The following is a 19944-nucleotide window of genomic DNA, read 5'->3' on the forward strand; positions in this document are numbered from 1 at the left end:
TTGCCCCTAGAGTTTGAATCCGGGTATCTCAACACTCCGTAGATAACCTGACGCCCCAGCGGTATAAAAAGATTCCACATCAAGAGTCCACTTAGTGAGAGTGAATGGGCCATGGCTGCATCCTTAAGTCACCACGAAACCATTGCGGCGATCGCCACTGCCATTGCACCGGAGCAAGGTAGCGTCGGCATCGTGCGGCTATCGGGGGATCAATCCCAAGCGATCGCCCATCGCCTTGTCCAAACGCCTGGCCATCAAGCTTGGGAAAGCCACCGCATTCTCTATGGCTACATTCGCGATCCGCACACTCAGGCGATTGTAGATGAAGCCTTGGTCTTACTCATGTTGGCTCCCCGCTCCTACACGCGGGAAGACGTGGTGGAGCTGCACTGCCACGGCGGCATTATGGTGGTACAGCGGGTGCTGCAATTGTGCATCGAAGCGGGGGCTCGGCTAGCAGAACCAGGAGAATTTACCCTGCGGGCTTTTTTGAACGGTCGCATTGACCTGACCCAGGCGGAAAGCATCACTGATCTAGTGGGAGCGCGATCGCCCCAAGCAGCCCAAACGGCCCTAGCGGGACTGCGAGGTAAGCTAGCTCAGCCAATTCGTCGCTTGCGGCAACAGTGCCTGAGTATCTTAGCTGAGGTGGAAGCCCGCATTGACTTTGCAGATGACCTCCCTCCCCTGGATGACGCTGAGATTCAACGACAACTGGACGATCTGGTGCAGCAAGTCCAGAAGGTCTTAGATACAGCAGAGCGGGGTATCTTAATGCGCACGGGGCTGAAAGTGGCGATCGTCGGACGGCCCAATGTGGGTAAGTCTAGCTTACTGAATGCCTGGAGCCAGAGCGATCGCGCCATCGTCACCGATCTGCCAGGCACAACGCGAGATGTGGTGGAATCCCAACTGACCGTCCGAGGTATTCCAGTGCAGGTGCTGGATACGGCCGGTATTCGTGAAGCCAGTGACCAAGTCGAACAACTGGGAATTGAGCGATCGCGCCGGGCTGCCGAAGCGGCTGACTTGATCTTATTTACGATCGACGCTCAGTCAGGCTGGACTAGCGACGATCAAATCATTTACGACCAGGTAAGCGATCGCCCCTTAATCTTGATCATGAATAAAGTAGACCTAGCCGATGCGGTTGACCCCACCAGCCTGCCATCGGTATCCCATATTGTGCGCACAGCCGCCGCCTATCACCAAGGCATCGAAGCCCTAGAAGACGCCATTCTAGACTGCATCCACGCCAAAACCCTCACCGCCGCCAATCAAGACTTCGCCATCAACCAACGGCAAGCGATCGCCCTGACCCGCGCTAAGTCTGCCCTGCTTCAGGTGCAGCAAACAACCCAGGAGCAGCTTCCGTTGGACTTCTGGACCATTGACCTGCGGCAAGCCATCCAGTCCCTAGGCGAAATTACCGGCGAGGAGATGGTGGAATCGGTGCTGGATGAAATCTTTAGCCGTTTTTGTATTGGGAAGTAAAATGATCGCTCTTTATTGACTCTAGCCAAAGAAGCGGTGAAACAATGAAAATACGTTAATTACGATCTTTAGGGCTCACCCCATTCCCGAGGGTTCAGCGCCTGAAAGCTGAGAATCAATAAAGATCAACAATATTATTTTTCCATCTTAAATGCATAGAAGATGGTGCTAGGGCGGACTATTGCCCGCCCTAGAGGTTAGGATGCCGAATGAGCGATACCTAACTAAGTTGCTTAACTTCTGCAACAAGCTTAGCAACCACATCTTTAGCGCTGCCAAACATCATCATGGTGTGCTCTTTGAAGAACAAATCATTTTCAATGCCGGCAAAGCCTGCGCTCATGCCGCGCTTGATGACGATGGTGTTGTGGGCACGATCCACATCCAAAATCGGCATTCCGTAAATGGGACTGCTAGCATTTTCGCGGGCAGCGGGATTGACCACGTCATTTGCGCCAATCACCAACGCCACGTCCGTGCGTTCAAATTCTGGATTGATGTCGTCCATGTCGCAGAGTTGATCGTAGGGAACGTTGGCTTCAGCCAGCAACACGTTCATGTGACCGGGCATCCGGCCTGCTACCGGGTGAATGGCATATTTCACAGTCACGCCGAGGCGGTCAAGCTGGTCAGCAAGTTCTCGCACGGAGTGCTGGGCTTGGGCCACAGCCATGCCATAGCCGGGAACAATGACGACCGATCGCGCATAGCCCAGCATCATCGCGCCTTCTTCCGGTTCTACCGATCGCACCACCCGATCGCCCTGGTCTCCACCGGCAGCGATCGCTGTTCCGCCATCGGAGCCAAAAGCGCTGAACAGCACATTGGCCAAAGAACGGTTCATGGCTTTACACATAATCTGGGTCAAGATCAACCCCGATGCACCCACCAAAGCCCCGGCAATGATCAACATATTGTTCATCAAGATGAAGCCCGCCGCGCTGGCTGCTAATCCGGAGTAGGAGTTGAGCAGGGAAATCACCACGGGGGTATCAGCGCCACCAATGGGCAGGACGAACAGAACGCCGAGGAGCAGCGAGATGGCAAGCAGGCCCAAAAAGACGAAGGTTTGTTCAGGATGAACCAGCAGGTAGCCGCTGCCAGCCAGGAAGCTGACCAGAATGAAAATGTTGAAGGGTTGCTGCAGGGGAAAGGTAATTGGCGCACCGGGCATGATGCCTTGGAGTTTGGCAAAGGCCATCAAGCTACCGGTGAAAGTGACCCCACCGATGAGCACGCCTAGGATCGTCACCAAGGTAGCGTCTACTGGCGCGGTGCCGGTGGTGGTGAGAACTCGCCAAAATTCGCCCACGGCAATCAGGGCTGAGGCCGCGCCACCTAGTCCGTTGAAGATACCGACCATTTGGGGCATGGCGGTCATGGCAACTTTCTGGGCAGCGATCGCTCCCACCAAGGAACCAATCACAATCCCGACCAAGATCATGGTGTAGTTCAGAACAGACTGATTGAGTAGCGTAGCCACAATGGCTACGAGCATCCCTACCGCTGCAATCTGGTTACCCTGCCGCGCAGTTGCCGGAGAGCTTAGTTTCTTCAAACCCACAATAAACAGGGAAGCGGCCACCAGGTAGGTGATCTCAATGCCTGAGGAAAGAAAGCCGGTTGTCAACATGCTCAATCTAAGCTCCCTTCTTCTTGAACATTTGCAGCATCCGATCGGTGACCAGGAAGCCGCCGACTACGTTGATGGTGGCTAAAACCACCGCAATCAGTCCCAGGATGACCGTGAGGTTCAAGTCTTGGGCACCACCAATCAGCAAAGCCCCAACGACAGCAATACCGGAAATGGCATTGGCTCCAGACATGAGGGGGGTATGTAGGGTGGGAGGCACTTTGTTGATCACCTCAAACCCCACAAAGGAGGCGAGGACGAAGACAACTAAGCCCGTCAGCAGTCCTGCTGCCATAGAAATAACTCCTGAGTAATATAACGGTGCATTAGACTTCATCGGAATTAGGAAAAGCCATCAGTTTTTAGCCCAAAACCGATCGCTCTCATGGTTACTACGTCCATTTGGATGTTGAACAACTCATGACCGATACGGTTTATTGGATGAAATGACTGACTGCTATCCCGCGCTCACCGCAGATTCCACCATCAGGGCATCTTTGATGCGGGTATTGCGAATGTCGCCTTCATAGGTGACACAGGCCGCCGCGATGATGTCATCCTCAAAGTTCAACTGCAGGTCCCCGTCTTTGATGAGATGGTTCAGCAGGGTGAGGATATTCTTGGCGTAGAGCTGGCTAGAGTGAACAGGTACAGAGGCCGGTAGGTTGGTGGGCCCAATAATCGTCACCCCATGACGCACAACATCACGACCCGCCTGGGTGTAGGCACAGTTACCGCCTTGGTCGGCAGCGAGATCCACAATCACAGAACCGGGTTTCATGCCGGCAATCATCTCTTCGGTCACCAACAGCGGCGCTTTTTTGCCCGGCACTTGGGCGGTCGTAATCACAGCATCGGCCTGGGCAATGTGGGCAGCTACGACTTGACGCGATCGCTCCTTAGCAGCTTCCGATACCTCTCGGGCATAGCCACCCTCGGCAACGGTTTCTTCATCCAAGGGCACTTCCACAAACTTCGCCCCCAAACTTTGCACCTCTTCTTTCACCGCAGGGCGAATGTCAAAGGCTTCCACCACAGCCCCCAAACGACGAGCCGTGGCGATCGCTTGCAAACCAGCCACCCCAGCTCCCATGACAAACACCTTCGCCGGGCGGATCGTGCCAGCAGCGGTGGTGAGCATGGGGAAATATTTGGGCAGAGCCGTGGCCGCAATCAGAGCCGCTTTATAGCCCGCCACGCTGGCCTGGGAGGACAGAGCATCCATGCTTTGCGCCCGACTGGTGCGCGGGATCAGTTCCATACTGAAGGCGGTAATGCGCCGTCGAGCTAGAGACTGAATGCCCTCGGGATGTCCCAGGGGGTTCAAAAAGCCAATCAGGGTAGCCCCTTCTCGAAGCTGGCTGGTTTCTGCGTAGCCGTCATGATCCTGAGGCGGGCTAACTTTAAGCAGCACATCTGCCTCAGCCCAGAGTTGGGCGGTGTCACTGATGATCGTGGCTCCCGCCGCCTCGTAATCGGCATCGGAGAAGTAGGCCGCCTCTCCAGCGCCTGCTTCTAGGAGCACCTCCAGCCCCTGTTTGACTAGGCGACTGACTGTATCCGGAATCAGCGCAACCCGGCGCTCTCCCATGACTGTTTCTCGTGCAACCGCTATTTTCATTAACTCTCCTTCATGTTCTGTCGCTGCGAATCATCGTGATCCCCCGCCCCACTGGGTAACCCAAATGGCTAAACCATCGGTGGGGATCATCGGTGACAGGGTGGATGTCTATCCGTGGATGTCTACCCATAGAGGACACCCCTAGCTCAGGACGTCTAGGGGAAGGGTCGGGGGTATGTCATCCGCTGACGGGCCCGCCGCCTCAGGCGATCGCGGTGCTCATTGAGCTGGGAGTGCGGCAACGGATTGGCAAAAAACCGGTGGGAATGGTGTAGGGCTAGCGCAGATCTATGCATGGTCATCATGCATCGGGCTATGTGTAGAGCTGCCCTGAATCTCTCATCCTGAGAGGGCCAGTTCATGGGCATTCCTGGTGGGCTCAGGCCGTGAACCACCGGTCTGCCTTGCTAAGGGCTCCACAGACACCGGGGCGATCGCCCTCACGCTGCGTTGATCCTGTCCATTCTTGAACCGACTCTACCTAAACCTACCTGACAAGTGGGGAGAAACCCTCTAGTTTTCAGGCTTTCCTAAGAATTCAGGGAGACGAAACGTTACCAAGTTTTTGTTGTTCGAGGTAGGCGAAGACGCTTTTGTCGCCAATATCCGGCGGGATCGCTTGCATGGCCTTGCGCAGGGCAAAGATGGCAAACAGGACGGCCCAGGTTGCCAGCAAGCCTCGTTCGGCAGATAGGGGCAGCCATCCTGCCAGGTGTCCCAACAGCAGTAAGGGCACGATTACAGTGAGCGCTTTGGTCTCCAAACGGTTGAAACAAAAGGCTTCTTTGAAGAAAATTCCCGTCAAAGCAACGGCACCCAAGCCAATGCCGAAGATGCTCAGGGGCTGCTGATAAACCGTCACCCAGAGGGGATCGGGGCTAGAGAAGGCGATCGCTCCTGAGGCGATCGCTCCCATGGCCCAAAAAACCTGTAGGGCGCGATGCAAAACGGCCATATAGATATGGATCATCCATAGGCTGATCCCCAGACCCACCATCATGCCGGCATAGAGCCAGGTCAAGATCTCCGCTTGATCGACGGTCACCAGGCCGCTCAGGGTCAAGGCAACACCCACAGCAAAGCAAAGAGCCGCCATGCCCAACCCTAGGCGATAGATCATCACCTCGCGGCGATCGCGTTCATCAATCACAAAGGAGCCGAACTGCCCTTGATAGACCGCGTTGGACTCTATATCTAGGAAACCTGAGGATGGTGGACGGATCATCGTGACCTCCCAAAGCTGGTGTGCAGATCGTCTACCCCTACCGCTAGGTAAACGACATTGTCTCCTTCCAGCTTAAGCCAGAATTGAAATCGGGTTTGCCTTGAGCAACCTCCCCCTGAACAGTGACAAAACAGTCCATGCTCATACCCCAAGGGAAACAGGCTCTAGCAAGGCTGTGGGGGTTTAGAACCGCCACGTTATAAAAATTAACCCCAAAACAGTCCCACTTTGGGACTTTTAGTATTGCGATCGCGTGATGAGGTGCTATGTTATGGGGAAACTCTAGATGTAGTGTCTCGTTATGACTGTGGACACAATCCGTGACTATCTTCACGAAGTAGCAAGAACACCGTTGCTCAGTGCAGCGGAAGAAATCGAGCTGTCGCGTCAAGTGCAAGCCATGCTTTCCGTACAGGAGATGGCAGATGTTACACCTGAGCAACAGGACATTTTCCAGCGAGGACGCCGTGCCAAGCACCGCATGATTCAAGCTAATTTGCGATTGGTGGTATCCATCGCAAAGCGCTATCAGGGGCGGGGTGTGGAGTTCCAGGATCTAATTCAGGAAGGATCAATCGGACTAAACCGGGCGGTTGAGAAGTTTGATCCAGCCCAAGGGTATAAGTTTAGCACGTATGCGTATTGGTGGATTCGTCAAGGTATCACCCGAGCCATTTCGGAATCCTCGCGCACCATTCGCCTGCCGGTACATATTACAGAGAAGCTCAACAAGTTCAAATCCGCCACCCGTACCCTCACCGTTGCCCTAGGGCGATCGCCGTCTCTCGATGAGATTGCGGAGGAATTGGGTATGCCGTCGTCAGATTTGAAAAAGCTGCTCATCCAAAGCCGTGCTGTGATCTCCTTAGATCATAAAGTGGGGCGCGATGAGGAGACTGCCCTGGGCGAGCTGTTGGCCGATACCGACAATGCCAATCCCCTAGAAATGGCTGAACTCTTGGAAACCGGGGAGTTTATTCAAACCCTGTTGGATGGACTGCCGCCTCGGGAGCAATATGTACTCAGCGCCCGCTATGGCTTGGTGGACGGGAAACGGGCCAGCCTGGTGAGCGTGGGTCGAGATCTCAACCTGTCGCGGGAGCGGGTACGCCAGCTCGAACGCAAGGCTATGAATCAGTTGAAACGTAAAGTGCGGCAACAAAAGAGTGGATCGCCGAGTTCGCGGAGTTTGTCCACGGCTCCATAGTCCTCATTGTGGGGCATCTTGATCAATGCCTGTCATGGCAGCGGCTTCTGATGAAAAACGTCTGACAAGAGAATCAGGGGCTGATTTCCTTGGTTCGAGAGGAATCCTTGATTCAAGAGGACTTCCCTACCCTTGAATAGCGCAACCAGAGTTAGACAACTAGGCGGCCCGGGCAGAGTGTGGTTTGGGGAGCGGGAAACGGCTGAGGGAAGGATTCTCTCTAGCTAGCGGCTGGAGATCTGTACAAAGTGGGATAGAATGCTAAGTTGCTGCGAGGTTGCCATCCTACATGAGGGGGCGATCGCAGCCCAATCACCTTCGTTCGGGATGTCCCACCCATGACACAGCAGTACCGCATCACACTTCTCTCCGGCGACGGCATCGGCCCTGAAATTATGGCTGTTGCGGTCAAAATGCTGGAGCGCGTCGGGCAACAGTGTGATCTGACGTTTGATTTCCAAGATGCTTTGATGGGCGGCGTGGCCATTGATGCCACGGGCAGTCCGTTGCCGGATGAAACCCTAAGCATTTGCCGTCAGAGTGATGCCGTATTGCTAGCCGCCATCGGTGGTGCTAAATGGGATTCTCTGCCCAATCATCAGCGTCCGGAGCGCGGTCTTTTAGGATTGCGGGCGGGTCTGGGCCTGTTTGCCAACCTGCGTCCGGCCACCATTTTGCCCCAGTTAATCGATGCCTCTAGCCTCAAGCGCGAGGTGGTGGAAGGTGTCGATATTATGGTGGTGCGGGAACTCACCGGCGGTATCTACTTTGGCCAACCCCGAGGGATTTTTGAGACAGAGTCGGGGCAAAAGCGCGGCGTCAACACCATGGTCTATGAAGACGCAGAGGTAGACCGCATCGGGCGGGTGGCATTTGAAACGGCCCAAAAACGCGGCGGCAAGCTGTGCTCGGTGGATAAATCCAATGTGCTGGAAGTGTCGCAGCTATGGCGCGATCGCATGACCCTGCTGGCCAAGGACTATCCCGATGTGGAACTGTCCCATCTCTATGTAGACAACGCGGCCATGCAGTTACTCCGCTGGCCCAAACAGTTCGATACCATTGTGACGGGGAACCTCTTTGGGGATATTCTCTCCGATGCAGCAGCGATGCTCACGGGTAGTATTGGCATGTTGCCGTCGGCTAGTCTAGGCAGTGCTGGCCCCGGTGTGTTTGAGCCCGTGCATGGATCGGCCCCAGATATTGCCGGGCAGGACAAGGCCAACCCCATTGCCCAGGTGTTGAGCGCTGCGATGATGCTACGCTATGGCCTCAATCAACCCTTGGCCGCCGATCGCTTAGAGCAGGCGGTAATGACCGTGCTCGACCAAGGCTATCGCACCGGCGACATTATGTCGGACGGTATGACCCTAGTAGGCTGCGAAGCCATGGGCGAGGCCTTGCTGAAGGCCTTGGGGTAAGCGATCGCTTCTCCTCTTCCAAAATCCCGGCTGGTCTCAGGGCCAGTCGGCGATGAATTGACCGAAGAGTCCCACCTCGCGATTCTTTTGGATTAGAATTCAACAGGCGAGACCCACTACGTTGGATCACAGATAGCCATGGAGCGCGATAGTTCAACCTTCTCTCCCACCATTTCGCGCCAAGAACTGCGCGAGCTGATTCGTTCGCAGCTCCATTCATTGCTAGATCAAGGTAATCTCCAGGGCGCTAAGGCGTTGCTGGTGCCGGTGCCCTCTGCGGATATTGCCGATGCCATTGAAGAGTTGCCCGATGCCATGCAGGCGATCGCCTTTCGGCTGCTGTCGAAAAGTGAGGCTATTGATGTCTATGAGCACCTCGATTCATCGGTGCAGCAGACGCTGATCGAAGACTTCAAGCGCCAAGATGTGCTCGACATTGTAGACAAAATGTCGCCGGATGATCGGGCGCGGCTGTTCGATGAGTTGCCCGCGAAGGTGGTCAGTCGCCTGTTAGCAGAACTGAGCCCCCAAGAACGGCAGGCAACGGCGCTGTTGCTGGGCTACGAGGCGGATACGGCTGGGCGAATTATGACCCCGGAGTATGTGGCCTTGAAGGAAGTCTGGACGGTGACCAAGGCGCTGGAGCATATTCGCAACCTCGCCCATCTCAGCGAAACGGTGTACTACCTCTATATCACCGATGCCGCCCGCCATCTGACAGGCATTCTTTCCCTGCGAGACCTGGTCACGGCTCAGCCTGAGCAGCAGGTGGGGGATCTGATGGTGCGGGAGTTTGTCTCGGTGAAAACCGATACGGATCAAGAAGAAGTGGCTCGGGTGATTCAGCGCTATGACTTCCTGGCAGTGCCGGTGGTGGATGCGGAGCAGCGCCTGGTCGGTATTGTCACAGTGGACGATGTCATTGATGTATTGGAAGCGGAGATCACCGAAGACATCTATACCCTAGGTGGCGTGCAGACGGGAGCCAATGATTACTTTCAAACGAATCTATGGACGGTGGCGCGGCGACGGGTGGCTTGGCTGTTGATTCTGCTGGTCACGAATACGGCCACCAGTGCGGTGATCCAATCCCAGCAAGATATTCTAGAGCAGGTGGTGGTGCTGGCCGTTTTCATCCCGCTGCTGGTGGGCACGGGCGGTAATGTCGGCGCACAGTCGTCTACGGTGGTCATTCGTGGTTTAAATACCGATGAAATTATCGGATCGGGTGCCTGGCGGGTCATTTGGCGAGAGGCGATCGCCGGTGCATTTTTAGGGCTGATGCTGGGCAGTATGGTGACCGTTTGGGCCTTCTGGCTGCAAGGCAATCTCCCGGTAGCGATCGCCGTGGGTGGTAGCTTGGTGGTCATTGCCATCCTCGCTTCTGTGTCGGGGTCAGCTTTACCATTTTTGTTCCAAGCCCTCAAGCTCGACCCGGCTCTGATGTCGGCTCCGTTTATTACAACGGTGGTAGATGTGCTGGGAGTGCTGATTTACCTAAACTTGGCACGGGTCACCCTAGGGTTTTAGATCAACCGTGCGGCATCTTGAAAGGATACACATTGAGTAACAATCGGGGGGTTATGGTGCGCCTGTTTTCTACCGTGGTGGGTTTACGCTGTGCCTTGGATGCCTATCGCCAAGCGGCACCAGACTTAGAGGCTCAGCCCTTACCCCTGAGCATTGGCCTGGTGCCCACCATGGGCGCGCTGCACGAGGGGCACATGAGCTTGATCCACCGGGCGCGCCGCGACAATGACGTGGTGGTGGTCAGCATTTTCGTCAATCCCCTCCAGTTTGGCCCCCAGGAAGATCTGCAGCAGTATCCCAAAACCTTAGATCGCGATCGCCAGCAATGTGAAGAGGCGGGGGTAGATTTGATCTTTGCCCCAACGGTGGCCGATCTCTATGGTGAAGAACCGGCAGGCGATCGCCTCACCCAGGTAATCCCGCCGCGATCGCTGGTGGATCGACTGTGCGGCTTGGCCCGCCCCGGTCACTTTGAGGGCGTGGCCACGGTGGTCACCAAGTTGCTGAATATTGTGCAGCCCCACCGCGCCTATTTTGGCCAGAAAGATGCCCAGCAGCTTGCCATCATTCGCCAACTGGTCGCCGATCTAAATCTACCGGTGGACATCTGCGGCTGTGGTATCGTGCGCGAGGCGTCGGGCTTGGCCCATAGCTCCCGCAATCAGTACCTATCCGAGGAAGAGCGATCGCAGGCCGCTGTGCTCTACCGCAGTTTGCAACGGGCTGAGGCACAGTTCCGTCAAGGGGTGCGGCAACGGGACGATCTGTTGGCAGCGATACAGCAGGAACTGGAGACCGAAGCCGGGGTGCAGCCAGAATATGTAGACTTGGTGCATCCTGGGACGATGGCTCCCCTGGATCAGATTGATGACGTCGGTCTGGTGGCGATCGCTGCCCGGCTTGGCTCGACGCGCTTGATTGATAATCTACTGCTGCGGAACCGCGCTCCCATTGTGGCCATTGATGGGCCGGCCGGAGCTGGCAAGTCCACGGTGGTGCGTCGGGTGGCCCAGGAATTGGGTCTGCTGTATTTAGACACAGGGGCCATGTATCGAGCGGTGACCTGGCTGGCGCTCCATGAGGGTTTGGATCCTCAAGACGAGGCAGCGATCGCTGAATTAGTCAGTCAATGCCAGATTCAACTGCTGCCGTCCCCCGATGTGGCCCAGGCCTGCCAGGTGCAGATCAACGGTCACGATGTTACCCAAGCCATTCGCACAGCAGAGGTGACCGATCAGGTGTCGGCGATCGCAGCTCAGCCCTATGTTCGCAAGGCCTTGGTGCAGCAGCAGCAGCGCTATGGTCGCCAGGGTGGCGTGATTATGGAAGGACGAGATATTGGTACCCACGTCTTTCCCCATGCCGAGCTGAAGCTGTTTCTCACCGCCTCGGTGCAGGAGCGGGCCCGCCGCCGCCAGCAGGATCTGAAAAACCAAGGTCAAGGTACGCCAGCGCTGGATGATCTGGAGCAGTCTATCTATGAACGCGATCGCAAAGATAGCACTCGGGTGATTGCCCCCCTGCGCAAAGCCGATGATGCCATTGAGCTGCAAACCGATCACCTGACGATTGAGGACGTGACGGCCCAGATTGTGCGCCTCTACCACGAACGCATTAGCCCAACTCCCGAACAAACTCTTTAACTTCCGCCGCTAGCCACTGCCGCTCGGCGGCGGTGAGCCCCCATAGCCATAGCCGCTGCTGGAAGGGGGTACCCAGCAGGGCGGCTGGCAGCGGTGAGGTAAGCGGTGAGAGATGGGAGCTGGCAGAATCATCGATTAAGCGATCGCAACTGCCAATATAGTGTCCATTGAACCCAAAGCCTTGCCACTCACAGGTAAAGGTCTCGCGGGTGAGGATCAGCGTGCGGCGACTGTTGGGCCCTGCGGCAAGAATCCATAAGGGCAGCAGCAGCAGTAAGATAGCGCCGAGGTAGAAGCCCAGACTGAAGGCGATCGCTATCAATAACCCCGTGATCACCAAGACAGGAGCGATCGCTGGTTTCAATCGGGGTGGCGGAATCTGAATATCGAGGCGATCGGGCTGACGGGCGATCGTCATGCGGCTGCCCACCGGGCGCGGCGTTCGGGACACCGCTTCGATGGCCTTGGGCGCAGGCAGGTGCAGGGCCGTTAGGGCTTCCTGAGCTGAGTGAAACCGGTCTTCCACGGCTGGCTCTAGAATTTTCTCCAGCCAATGGGTGAAATCAGGGGAGACCTGGATGCAGTCGCGCACATCAATTTTCATGCGGCGCTGGGGCAAATCGGCGGGCGATCGCCCCGTGAGCACAAACATCAGGGTTGCTCCTAGGGCGTAGAGATCGGAGGCGAAGTAGGCCTTGCCGCGAAATTGCTCTGGGGGCATATAGCCAAAGGTGCCCACAAAGGTGCCGCCGTGGGTGAGCTTGTTGCCATAGACGGCTTGCACTGCGCCAAAATCCACCAGATACAGGCGACCATCGTCACAGCGCAGCACATTGCGGGGTTTGAGATCCCGATGCACCACCGGCGGCGTTAGCCAGTGCAGATAGTTCAAAATATCGAGAAGCTGCTTAGCCATGTCTTTCACCCCAGCTTCATCGGTACGCCAGCCCCGGGCCACCCAATCCGCTAGGGAAACTCCCGGCGCTAGCTCTTGAACGAGGTAAAAGCGGCGATCGCTCTCGGTGTCGAGATGAAAATAGTCGAGATAGTCGGGAATTTGGGGATGGTCAATACTTTGCAGCACCTTGGCTTCCCGTTCAAACAGTTCCAGGGTTTTCCAGTCGGCAGATTGCTGCAGCGATACAACTTTAATGGCCACGGCCTGCTGGGTTGCTAAATCATCCGCCGCATAGGTGCTGCCCATGCCGCCCTGGCCTAGAAGACGGGTGAGTTGGTAGCGATCGGCGATGCGATCGCCCAGGCTATGAAGAGAGTCACGCATAGGGTATCAGCAAGGGTAAGGGCAGGGGTTATCAAGACATCGCGTCGGGGTGGTTGGCCTGCTGCACAAAATCAGCGAGCTGGTAGATGATCCAGTCTTGCTCCCTAGGATTGAGCCACCCGCCAAACGAGTAAGGAATCACCCCATAGAGCAGGGTGCAGTAAGCATTGCGACGAACAACGCCCCGGAGACGACGGGTTTCTCCCATCAAGTGGCGGTAGGTGTACCCAGCACAGGAAAACTGGAGATGGAAGGTCTGCTGATCGATCTCCAGTTGGGTTTCATGGGTGCATAGGATCAGCAGCATAGCGGCACTGACCAGGGTAAACGGATTGAGGAGGAAGAGCCAGCTGAAAAAGAACGGTAAAATGCCAGCGGGGCCACTGAAGATCATGGCAAGAAAAGCACCGACGATCGAGGTCAGGGCTCCTAAAAACGGCAGACCGCCCAAGACTGACCAAAACAGAATGCTAAACCAAGCACCGGATCGATGGCGCGAGGGGAGGATGCGTAAATATAGTCGATGGGGCGATCGCTCATACTGAACGCTGTTGGCAGAGGGCGGGCGCTGCTCTAGGGCATCCAGGGATGGACGATCGTCGGGGATGACCGGCACCCGAGGCGTTGGAGCATCAACCTGCTGGAGCTGTTCCAACGCTTCGGCGGCAGTGGGGATGCGATCCTCTAGGGCAGGTTCCAGCAAGTGTTCTAGCCAGCGCAGGAAAGGCGGCGAGACCGTCACATAGGGCTGAACGTTTAGCCTCATGCGGGCTTGGGGGATGCGATCGGGCGATCGCCCCGAGAGGATAAACACCAGTGTGGCTCCTAAACTGTAGAGATCAGAAGCAGGGCGCACCCGTCCCTGAAATTGCTCCGGGGGCATATAGCCGGCTGTGCCCACAAAAGTCATGCCCATGGTTAGGGTATTGCGATAGATATGGCGGACGGCTCCGAAGTCAACCACCATGATGCTGCCATCCCTGCGGCTAATGAGGTTGGCGGGTTTAATATCGCGGTGGATGACCGACGGCACCCGCTGATGTAAATAGCACAGCACCTCTAAAACCTGAGCGGCGATCTGCTTGGCTTCCTCCTCCGTAGCCATCCATCCCTGCTCCACCCTGGCCTGTAGAGATAGCCCCACCGCTAGTTCTTGGGCAAGATAAAACAGGCGATCGCTCGCCGAATCGACATTAAAGTAGTCAATATAGTTAGGAATCTGCGGATGGTCGAGATTGGCCAACACCTGAGCTTCTCGCTCAAAGAGTTCCAGCACTTTCCAGTCTGTCGCTGCCAGCAGGGATACGACCTTCAGCGCCACTGGTTGATGGGTCGTGAGATCCTGCGCTTCGTAGGTCGTGCCGCTACTACCATGCCCCAGTTCTTTAACAATTTGGTAGCGATCGCTGACCACATCACCCGGTTGATGAAGCGCTTTCATGGGGTACATCCGTGATGCAAGGACAATGGACGTTGAAGATCTCCACGATGATGTCACAAATTGTCTATATTATGGCGGTCAGGGGATAGGAGATTCTATGGTTAAAGCATGAGTGTCGTTCACGCCTGTCATCGATGGCTGATCTGCTTGATCAACAAAGGTTGATACAGATAGCGCCCTATCGAAGGCAGATGCTTCTGACTACATCTTTCTAGGTCACTATCAGGGTTCAGATCGTTTAGAAACCATCGCACCAAGTTTTTGGATACGTACACCGCCATTCTCCTCACACTCATCTCCTCACACTCATAGTATGCGCCAGAGATGCTGCACGCCTAAGCGTTTACGGAAGCCATCAAGACAGCGCCTAGAAGCAGATTGACCGAGCACAGATTGACCAAGCACAGGTCGCCAATCATGATCCTTGTGTAGATGAGAAGTGGTCTAGTCTTAAGGGAATCTCGATCGAATGTGTAATGGTTATGTTAGCTGTATCTGACCTGTACCTAAACAGATGAGGACAACTCTGAGCAATGTCCCTAAAGACCACGCTTAGGAACGCTCGTCTTGGCTACATTGAGCAAGGCTCTTTTCCTCTCCATGACGCAACATCCCAAGGTAAGTGCAGACTTAGTCGCGCAAGACAGTCTGCAGGACAAAGAGTTGGATAGCTGTTCTGTTGTGCAGACCGAGCTAGATCGGCTGGTGGGCTTGGCAGCAGACCTCTGTCAACGCCCCATTGCCCTGATCACCTTTTGCCAAGGCGATCGCCTTTGCCTGGTTGCGCAACAGGGTTGGCCTATCACGTCTTATAACCAGACACCCCACTCTCTGGTCTTTGATGGTCATGTGCAGAGGAAGGCCGAGCCGTTGCACATTGAAGATGCTTCAAACGAACCTCAATTTTATCGGCTGCCCCACATTGCTAGCAGGCCCTACCTACGTGCCTACACCGGCATTCCACTCATAGGCGATCGCTTAGGGCTCATGGGCGTCCTGTCGGTGCTCGATACCCAGCCCCAGCCCGCCTCACCTCGGGTGATGGAACTGTTGCGCATCCTCAGCCATGAAATTGTGGGACTGGTGGGCGATCGCCCCGCAGAACCCACCTGGCGAATTCCCCCGGCCGCTCAGCAGTCGCGGCCGATGCAAGCCTTAGTGCCCTCGCCGGTGTTAACCGACGTCAAGCAACAAAATCTATACCTACGGCTTCTACAGCACCTAAACTATGAGCTGCAGCTAGGCGCATCCATCCGCAAAGCTGGCCCTTTGATTGCGCAAGTGTTGCCCCAACTGTTTCCCGACAGTAGCGGCTGGGTGTTGTTGTGTGATGGCGATTGCCAAGTGTTTAAGTCCCTAGCCCTTTGGGGAAATACGGCTTACCGCAGCGATTGTCTACTAGCCAAGCACTGCTGGGCTGTTCAATCTCCCCCCAAAAATCTAGAAGAAAGCACCCAAGCCTGTACAACCTGCCGTGATGCCTCCCAGCGATGGGTTCATTGTTGCTTGCCGCTGCGGGTGGCAGATCAGACCATCGGCGTTTTATCCTTACGCTTTCCCCACATAGGGGCCCTGCAGCCGGATGTACGCCAGCGGGCCGAGATGGTGGCCAGCCACCTAGCGCTGTCGCTGTCAACCCTGCAACGATTGGAGGCCCTAGAACAGGAAAACCTGCTGGATCCGCTGACAGGGCTCTACAACCGCCGCTATATGACCAAAATGTTGGCTGATATGCTGCACCGAGCCAGCCATGGCAACGTTTCTGTCGCCATCATTATGGTGGATATTGATTATTTCAAACGCTTTAACGATACCTACGGGCACCTGGCAGGCGACCAAGTTCTACGAGACTTTAGCGTGTTTCTCAAGGGATTTATCCGCAGTACAGACATTGCCTGTCGCTATGGCGGGGAAGAGTTTTTGCTGTTGTTATCGAACGCTAATCAAGCAACGGCCTACCGACGAGCAGAGCGCTTACGCCACGATACTCGCTATCTCACCATGAAGTATCAAGGTAAATCCCTAGGGAATATTACCGTGTCGGCTGGAGTGGCCACCTTTCCTGACCATGCCAAAACCGGTAATGCGTTGATCTGGGCGGCCGACATGGCCCTATACCGGGCCAAATCGTCTGGGCGCGATCGCGTAGTTTTAGCCGATGCCTCAGATTGTCCTCCCCCCAAGGAGCCGTAGCTTCAGGGCGATCAGGCTCAACCATGGCCGGCAGTTACGCAAAAATGGCACCATAGAAAGGGCAGCCCGTAGGCTGTATCTCCTATGCCATGGTGTTTCATTCCCTATGTTTCCCCGATTTCTCTCATCCCGCGTTCAGCAGCTCACGGAAGCAACCTCCATTGCCCTAGCCCAGAACATTCAACAGCAGGCGATCGCCACCCCGCTTTTAGACACTCCCATCATCACCGGCTATGTCCACCAGGGCGATCGCCAAGACATTCCCATCCTGTTGCTCCACGGGTTTGATAGTTCGGTGATGGAATTTCGCCGTCTGCTGCCGCTGTTGGCGGAGCACCATGAAACCTGGGCGATCGATCTGCTTGGCTTTGGCTTTACCGAACGTCCCCCAGGGCTGGCAATCACCCCAGAGCATATCAAGCTCCATCTCTATACCGCCTGGCAGGCTCTGATCCAGCGCCCCATGATCGTCGTGGGTGCATCCATGGGAGGTGCGGCGGCCATTGACTTTGCCCTGACCTATCCCGACTGCGTGCAGCAACTGGTGTTGATCGACAGTGCCGGTTTTGCCAAGGGGCCGAGCGGCCCGCTGCTGGCTCCCCTGGCCTATCTGGGAACGGAGGTGCTGAAAAATCCTTGGGTGCGCGATCGCATTAGCAAAACAGCCTACTTTGACCCGACGTTTGCGTCCGCCGATGCAGCAGCCTGTGCAGCCCTCCATCTCGATTGTCCCAACTGGCGGCAGGCCATGGTGTCCTTCACCCAAAGTGGCGGATATACCGGCCTGGCCAACAGCATTGCCCAGCTCGTGCCGCCGACGTTAATTCTGTGGGGCAAGGAGGATCGCATTTTGGGAACGGCGGATGCCCACCGCTTTGACCAAGCCCTGCAAGGACGAACTGTTGCCCATCAACTGGTGTGGGTGGAGCGCTGTGGACATGTGCCCCATTTAGAACAGCCCGCCGCAACGGCCAACGCCATTCACCACTTTGGGGCGATCGCCTCCGTTCCTTCCGGAAAACCAGCCGGTACCTAGTCCTTCATGGCGTAAATTTGTCCCCTGTCGCGCCAGCCTCTGGCTTGCTGCAGACGAGACGCCTGCGCGAGGGTCGTCAAGAGATGTCTGCCGCCCGATACTAGTACTCCGCAGCGGAAGCAACCCGCCTAGTTGCTAAGGCGGGAACCCTTGTGTGTCCTGGACTCCTTTCCGTTTTTCTGTCTTCGTTCTTCTATCTGGCGGCACTAGTCAACCATGGTGAGTTTTCCCATGCGTACATGGTCAAACACACGATTGATGAGGCGACGTTCCTCATCGGTGAGTTGATAGTTGGCGAGGAGGGCAGAGGTGAGCTGCAAATGCTCTTGACGGCTAATTTCCCGCGCCGCCATCACCCGCTCCACAATGTTGCTGATTGATCGGTCTAATTTTGTTGGCATGGCCCAAACCATACTCGGGTCACCTCGCAGATGATCATCTTGAAACAACGGCTAAATCGCTGATGGAAGATGGGTCATGTTGCTAGGCAAATGTTCACAGATGTCATGGACGTTTTTTTGTCTACCTTCCATTCTCATCTTAAACCGGATGAATTGGATCAAGTCCCCATAAGCCCTGCTTAAAGACTCGGTAAACCTAGACAGGGCAAATGATCTAGAATTGTAACAATAGGTCACGACTCTTATGGAAATTCACCGAATTCCCGTTTTATCCAACAATTACATCTTTCTTTGTCATCATCCCGAAACCGGCGAGGCTGCCGTGGTTGATCCCGCTAGGGCCGAGCCTGTTCTAGCCTGGCTCGATCGCCATGGTGCCACCCTGACGGCAATTTTCAACACCCACCACCACCACGACCATGTGGGGGGTAACCATCAACTCCTGCAGCGCTATCCCAAGGCGGTTGTCTATGCAGGAGCAGCCGATCGCGATCGCATTCCGGGACAACAGGTCTTCCTAGAGGATGGCGATCGCGTCTCCTTTGGCGATCGCGTCGGTGAGGTCTGGTTTGTGCCAGGTCACACCCTTGCCCACATCGCCTACTATTTTCCGCCGCTCCAGCCCGCCCAACCGGGGGATCTATTCTGTGGCGATACGCTCTTTGCCGGCGGCTGCGGCCGGTTGCTTGAAGGGACACCGGCCCAAATGCTGCAGTCGCTGAGTCGCCTGCGGACGTTGCCCGATCAGACCCGGATCTGGTGTGCCCATGAATATACCCTGCAGAATTTGACCTTTGCTCTGACGGTTGATCAAGATAATCCTCAACTCCAGAGCCGGCTAGAGCAAGTGCGGGTTGCCCGACAACAGCAGCAGGCCACCATACCCAGCCTTCTGGGACTTGAAAAACAAACCAATCCCTTCCTGCGATGGGACGTCCCAGCTCTGCAGGCGATCGCTGGCTCCACGGAACCGGTGCGTACCTTTGCCCGCCTGCGCGGCATGAAAGATTTGTTTTAGAGACAGATGGTGTTTAAGATGTGGTGGGCTAGCGCCGGTTCTTGGATCCATCCATCCAGTTTTTTTTAATCAAAGGGTTGCGATCGCCCCTCGTTTATCGGTAAGATTGAAGTTCTGGCCAAAGATTTTCCCAGCATTGCGATGGAAAAGTTTACTCTTGGCTAGGCGGTTGACCCTGTTTTAGATCTAAGGGCAACAGGGCATGCGCCCATCCTTTCTCACCCGTGAGGCTTGGTAGGTTGCTGCCATCCTCGTTCTACAAGCGATAGCAGGAAAAGCGATCGGCATCATGGCAAAACGGATTCAGTTGGTGCTCACCAAAGATGTGAGCAAGCTTGGTAGAAATGGCGACTTGGTTGAAGTTGCTCCCGGATACGCGAAGAATTATTTAGTACCCCAAGGGTTGGCCTCCTTCACCACCCCCGGCATTCTGCGGCAGGCTGCCCAGCGCCGAGAAAAAGAACGTGAACGGCTGCTGGCGGTGAAAGCACAGGCAGAAGCTCAAAAGACTGCCCTAGAAACCATTGGTCGCTTTGCGGTAACCAAGCCAGTGGGTGAAGGCAATGCCATTTTTGGAACGCTGACCAGCCAAGACTTGGCAGATGTGATCCTCGAAAAAACCGGACAAGAAATCGACCGGCGCGGCATTGAGATCCCTGATGTGCATAGCCTCGGCACCTACAAGGCGTCGGTGAAGCTTCACGCAGACGTGACCGCCAACATCGAAGTCCAAATTGTCGCCGCCAAGGTTGCCTAGTTAACCTGCGGTTGCCTAGCATCAACAGGGTTGGTAACATCT

At 55.7% G+C, this 19944-nt stretch carries 17 protein-coding genes; 10 read left to right on the top strand and 7 right to left on the bottom strand.

Annotated elements, in window-relative coordinates:
- Window positions 1-111 precede the first annotated feature (111 nt).
- Window positions 112-1494 carry a tRNA uridine-5-carboxymethylaminomethyl(34) synthesis GTPase MnmE gene (gene mnmE / locus JUJ53_RS12500; RefSeq protein WP_204152351.1) on the top strand — a complete coding sequence of 461 codons (1383 nt, stop codon included), beginning with the start codon at window positions 112-114 and terminating at the stop codon, window positions 1492-1494.
- Window positions 1495-1714: 220 nt separating this feature from the next.
- Here the strand turns inward: mnmE and JUJ53_RS12505 are convergent, their stop codons facing one another.
- From JUJ53_RS12505 to JUJ53_RS12515, 3 genes are all read right to left on the bottom strand, one after another.
- Window positions 1715-3127 carry an NAD(P)(+) transhydrogenase (Re/Si-specific) subunit beta gene (locus JUJ53_RS12505; protein ID WP_204152352.1) on the bottom strand — a complete coding sequence of 471 codons (1413 nt, stop codon included), beginning with the start codon at window positions 3125-3127 and terminating at the stop codon, window positions 1715-1717.
- A 7-nt stretch (window positions 3128-3134) separates the two neighbouring features.
- Window positions 3135-3422, bottom strand: coding sequence for an NAD(P) transhydrogenase subunit alpha (locus JUJ53_RS12510; protein ID WP_204152353.1), 288 nt, complete (start codon window positions 3420-3422; stop codon window positions 3135-3137).
- 162 nt (window positions 3423-3584) lie between these two features.
- Window positions 3585-4748 carry a Re/Si-specific NAD(P)(+) transhydrogenase subunit alpha gene (locus JUJ53_RS12515; protein ID WP_204152354.1) on the bottom strand — a complete coding sequence of 388 codons (1164 nt, stop codon included), beginning with the start codon at window positions 4746-4748 and terminating at the stop codon, window positions 3585-3587.
- A gap of 104 nt (window positions 4749-4852) precedes the next feature.
- Here JUJ53_RS12515 and JUJ53_RS12520 point away from each other — a divergent pair, with 104 nt between their 5' ends.
- Window positions 4853-5023: a hypothetical protein gene (locus JUJ53_RS12520; RefSeq protein ID WP_204152355.1), complete on the top strand. Its 171-nt coding sequence runs from the start codon at window positions 4853-4855 to the stop codon at window positions 5021-5023.
- Window positions 5024-5286: 263 nt separating this feature from the next.
- Here the strand turns inward: JUJ53_RS12520 and JUJ53_RS12525 are convergent, their stop codons facing one another.
- The gene (locus JUJ53_RS12525) at window positions 5287-5973 is read right to left on the bottom strand and encodes a DUF2301 domain-containing membrane protein (RefSeq protein ID WP_204152356.1); all 687 of its coding nucleotides are present in this window, start codon (window positions 5971-5973) and stop codon (window positions 5287-5289) included.
- 301 nt (window positions 5974-6274) lie between these two features.
- Between JUJ53_RS12525 and JUJ53_RS12530 the strand changes: the two genes are divergently transcribed.
- The 4 genes from JUJ53_RS12530 to JUJ53_RS12545 all read left to right on the top strand — a co-directional run bounded on the left by JUJ53_RS12530 (window position 6275) and on the right by JUJ53_RS12545 (window position 11774).
- Complete coding sequence (locus tag JUJ53_RS12530; RefSeq protein WP_204152357.1) at window positions 6275-7180, top strand: sigma-70 family RNA polymerase sigma factor; 906 nt, start codon at window positions 6275-6277, stop codon at window positions 7178-7180.
- Between the two features lie 338 nt (window positions 7181-7518).
- Window positions 7519-8601: a 3-isopropylmalate dehydrogenase gene (gene leuB / locus JUJ53_RS12535; protein WP_204152358.1), complete on the top strand. Its 1083-nt coding sequence runs from the start codon at window positions 7519-7521 to the stop codon at window positions 8599-8601.
- Window positions 8602-8739: 138 nt separating this feature from the next.
- On the top strand, window positions 8740-10131 hold the full coding sequence (gene mgtE, locus JUJ53_RS12540) for a magnesium transporter (RefSeq protein ID WP_204152359.1): 1392 nt from the start codon (window positions 8740-8742) through the stop codon (window positions 10129-10131).
- Window positions 10132-10187: 56 nt separating this feature from the next.
- A complete protein-coding gene (locus JUJ53_RS12545; protein ID WP_343327951.1) occupies window positions 10188-11774 on the top strand; it encodes a bifunctional pantoate--beta-alanine ligase/(d)CMP kinase in 1587 nt (528 codons plus the stop codon).
- On the opposite strand, the gene JUJ53_RS12550 is transcribed toward JUJ53_RS12545, so the two are convergent.
- Window positions 11746-13056, bottom strand: a complete 1311-nt coding sequence (locus JUJ53_RS12550) for a serine/threonine-protein kinase (RefSeq protein WP_204152360.1) — start codon at window positions 13054-13056, stop codon at window positions 11746-11748. The genes JUJ53_RS12545 and JUJ53_RS12550 overlap by 29 nt on opposite strands.
- A 31-nt stretch (window positions 13057-13087) precedes the next feature.
- Complete coding sequence (locus JUJ53_RS12555; RefSeq protein WP_204152361.1) at window positions 13088-14497, bottom strand: serine/threonine-protein kinase; 1410 nt, start codon at window positions 14495-14497, stop codon at window positions 13088-13090.
- Between the two features lie 567 nt (window positions 14498-15064).
- On the opposite strand from JUJ53_RS12555, the gene JUJ53_RS12560 reads away from it, so the two are divergent.
- The gene (locus JUJ53_RS12560) at window positions 15065-16690 is read left to right on the top strand and encodes a diguanylate cyclase (protein ID WP_204152362.1); all 1626 of its coding nucleotides are present in this window, start codon (window positions 15065-15067) and stop codon (window positions 16688-16690) included.
- 106 nt (window positions 16691-16796) lie between these two features.
- Complete coding sequence (locus tag JUJ53_RS12565) at window positions 16797-17726, top strand: alpha/beta hydrolase (RefSeq protein WP_204152363.1); 930 nt, start codon at window positions 16797-16799, stop codon at window positions 17724-17726.
- A 206-nt stretch (window positions 17727-17932) separates the two neighbouring features.
- Here JUJ53_RS12565 and JUJ53_RS12570 read toward each other — a convergent pair whose 3' ends face one another.
- Window positions 17933-18127: a hypothetical protein gene (locus tag JUJ53_RS12570; RefSeq protein ID WP_239125010.1), complete on the bottom strand. Its 195-nt coding sequence runs from the start codon at window positions 18125-18127 to the stop codon at window positions 17933-17935.
- A gap of 244 nt (window positions 18128-18371) precedes the next feature.
- Here JUJ53_RS12570 and gloB point away from each other — a divergent pair, with 244 nt between their 5' ends.
- Both gloB and rplI read left to right on the top strand, forming a co-directional pair.
- Window positions 18372-19145: a hydroxyacylglutathione hydrolase gene (gloB, locus tag JUJ53_RS12575; RefSeq protein ID WP_204152365.1), complete on the top strand. Its 774-nt coding sequence runs from the start codon at window positions 18372-18374 to the stop codon at window positions 19143-19145.
- A 289-nt stretch (window positions 19146-19434) separates the two neighbouring features.
- On the top strand, window positions 19435-19902 hold the full coding sequence (gene rplI / locus JUJ53_RS12580) for a 50S ribosomal protein L9 (RefSeq protein ID WP_204152366.1): 468 nt from the start codon (window positions 19435-19437) through the stop codon (window positions 19900-19902).
- Window positions 19903-19944: the final 42 nt, after the last annotated feature.

This window comes from Leptolyngbya sp. CCY15150 (assembly GCF_016888135.1).
GTDB lineage: Bacteria > Cyanobacteriota > Cyanobacteriia > RECH01 > RECH01 > RECH01.

Coding starts and splice junctions, on each gene's coding strand:
- mnmE (WP_204152351.1), top strand. CDS start 112: ATGGCTGCATCCTTAAGTCACCACGAAACCATTGCGGCGATCGCCACT.
- JUJ53_RS12505 (WP_204152352.1), bottom strand. CDS start 3,127: ATGTTGACAACCGGCTTTCTTTCCTCAGGCATTGAGATCACCTACCTG.
- JUJ53_RS12510 (WP_204152353.1), bottom strand. CDS start 3,422: ATGGCAGCAGGACTGCTGACGGGCTTAGTTGTCTTCGTCCTCGCCTCC.
- JUJ53_RS12515 (WP_204152354.1), bottom strand. CDS start 4,748: ATGAAAATAGCGGTTGCACGAGAAACAGTCATGGGAGAGCGCCGGGTT.
- JUJ53_RS12520 (WP_204152355.1), top strand. CDS start 4,853: ATGTCTATCCGTGGATGTCTACCCATAGAGGACACCCCTAGCTCAGGA.
- JUJ53_RS12525 (WP_204152356.1), bottom strand. CDS start 5,973: ATGATCCGTCCACCATCCTCAGGTTTCCTAGATATAGAGTCCAACGCG.
- JUJ53_RS12530 (WP_204152357.1), top strand. CDS start 6,275: ATGACTGTGGACACAATCCGTGACTATCTTCACGAAGTAGCAAGAACA.
- leuB (WP_204152358.1), top strand. CDS start 7,519: ATGACACAGCAGTACCGCATCACACTTCTCTCCGGCGACGGCATCGGC.
- mgtE (WP_204152359.1), top strand. CDS start 8,740: ATGGAGCGCGATAGTTCAACCTTCTCTCCCACCATTTCGCGCCAAGAA.
- JUJ53_RS12550 (WP_204152360.1), bottom strand. CDS start 13,056: ATGCGTGACTCTCTTCATAGCCTGGGCGATCGCATCGCCGATCGCTAC.
- JUJ53_RS12555 (WP_204152361.1), bottom strand. CDS start 14,497: ATGAAAGCGCTTCATCAACCGGGTGATGTGGTCAGCGATCGCTACCAA.
- JUJ53_RS12565 (WP_204152363.1), top strand. CDS start 16,797: ATGTTTCCCCGATTTCTCTCATCCCGCGTTCAGCAGCTCACGGAAGCA.
- JUJ53_RS12570 (WP_239125010.1), bottom strand. CDS start 18,127: ATGCCAACAAAATTAGACCGATCAATCAGCAACATTGTGGAGCGGGTG.
- gloB (WP_204152365.1), top strand. CDS start 18,372: ATGGAAATTCACCGAATTCCCGTTTTATCCAACAATTACATCTTTCTT.
- rplI (WP_204152366.1), top strand. CDS start 19,435: ATGGCAAAACGGATTCAGTTGGTGCTCACCAAAGATGTGAGCAAGCTT.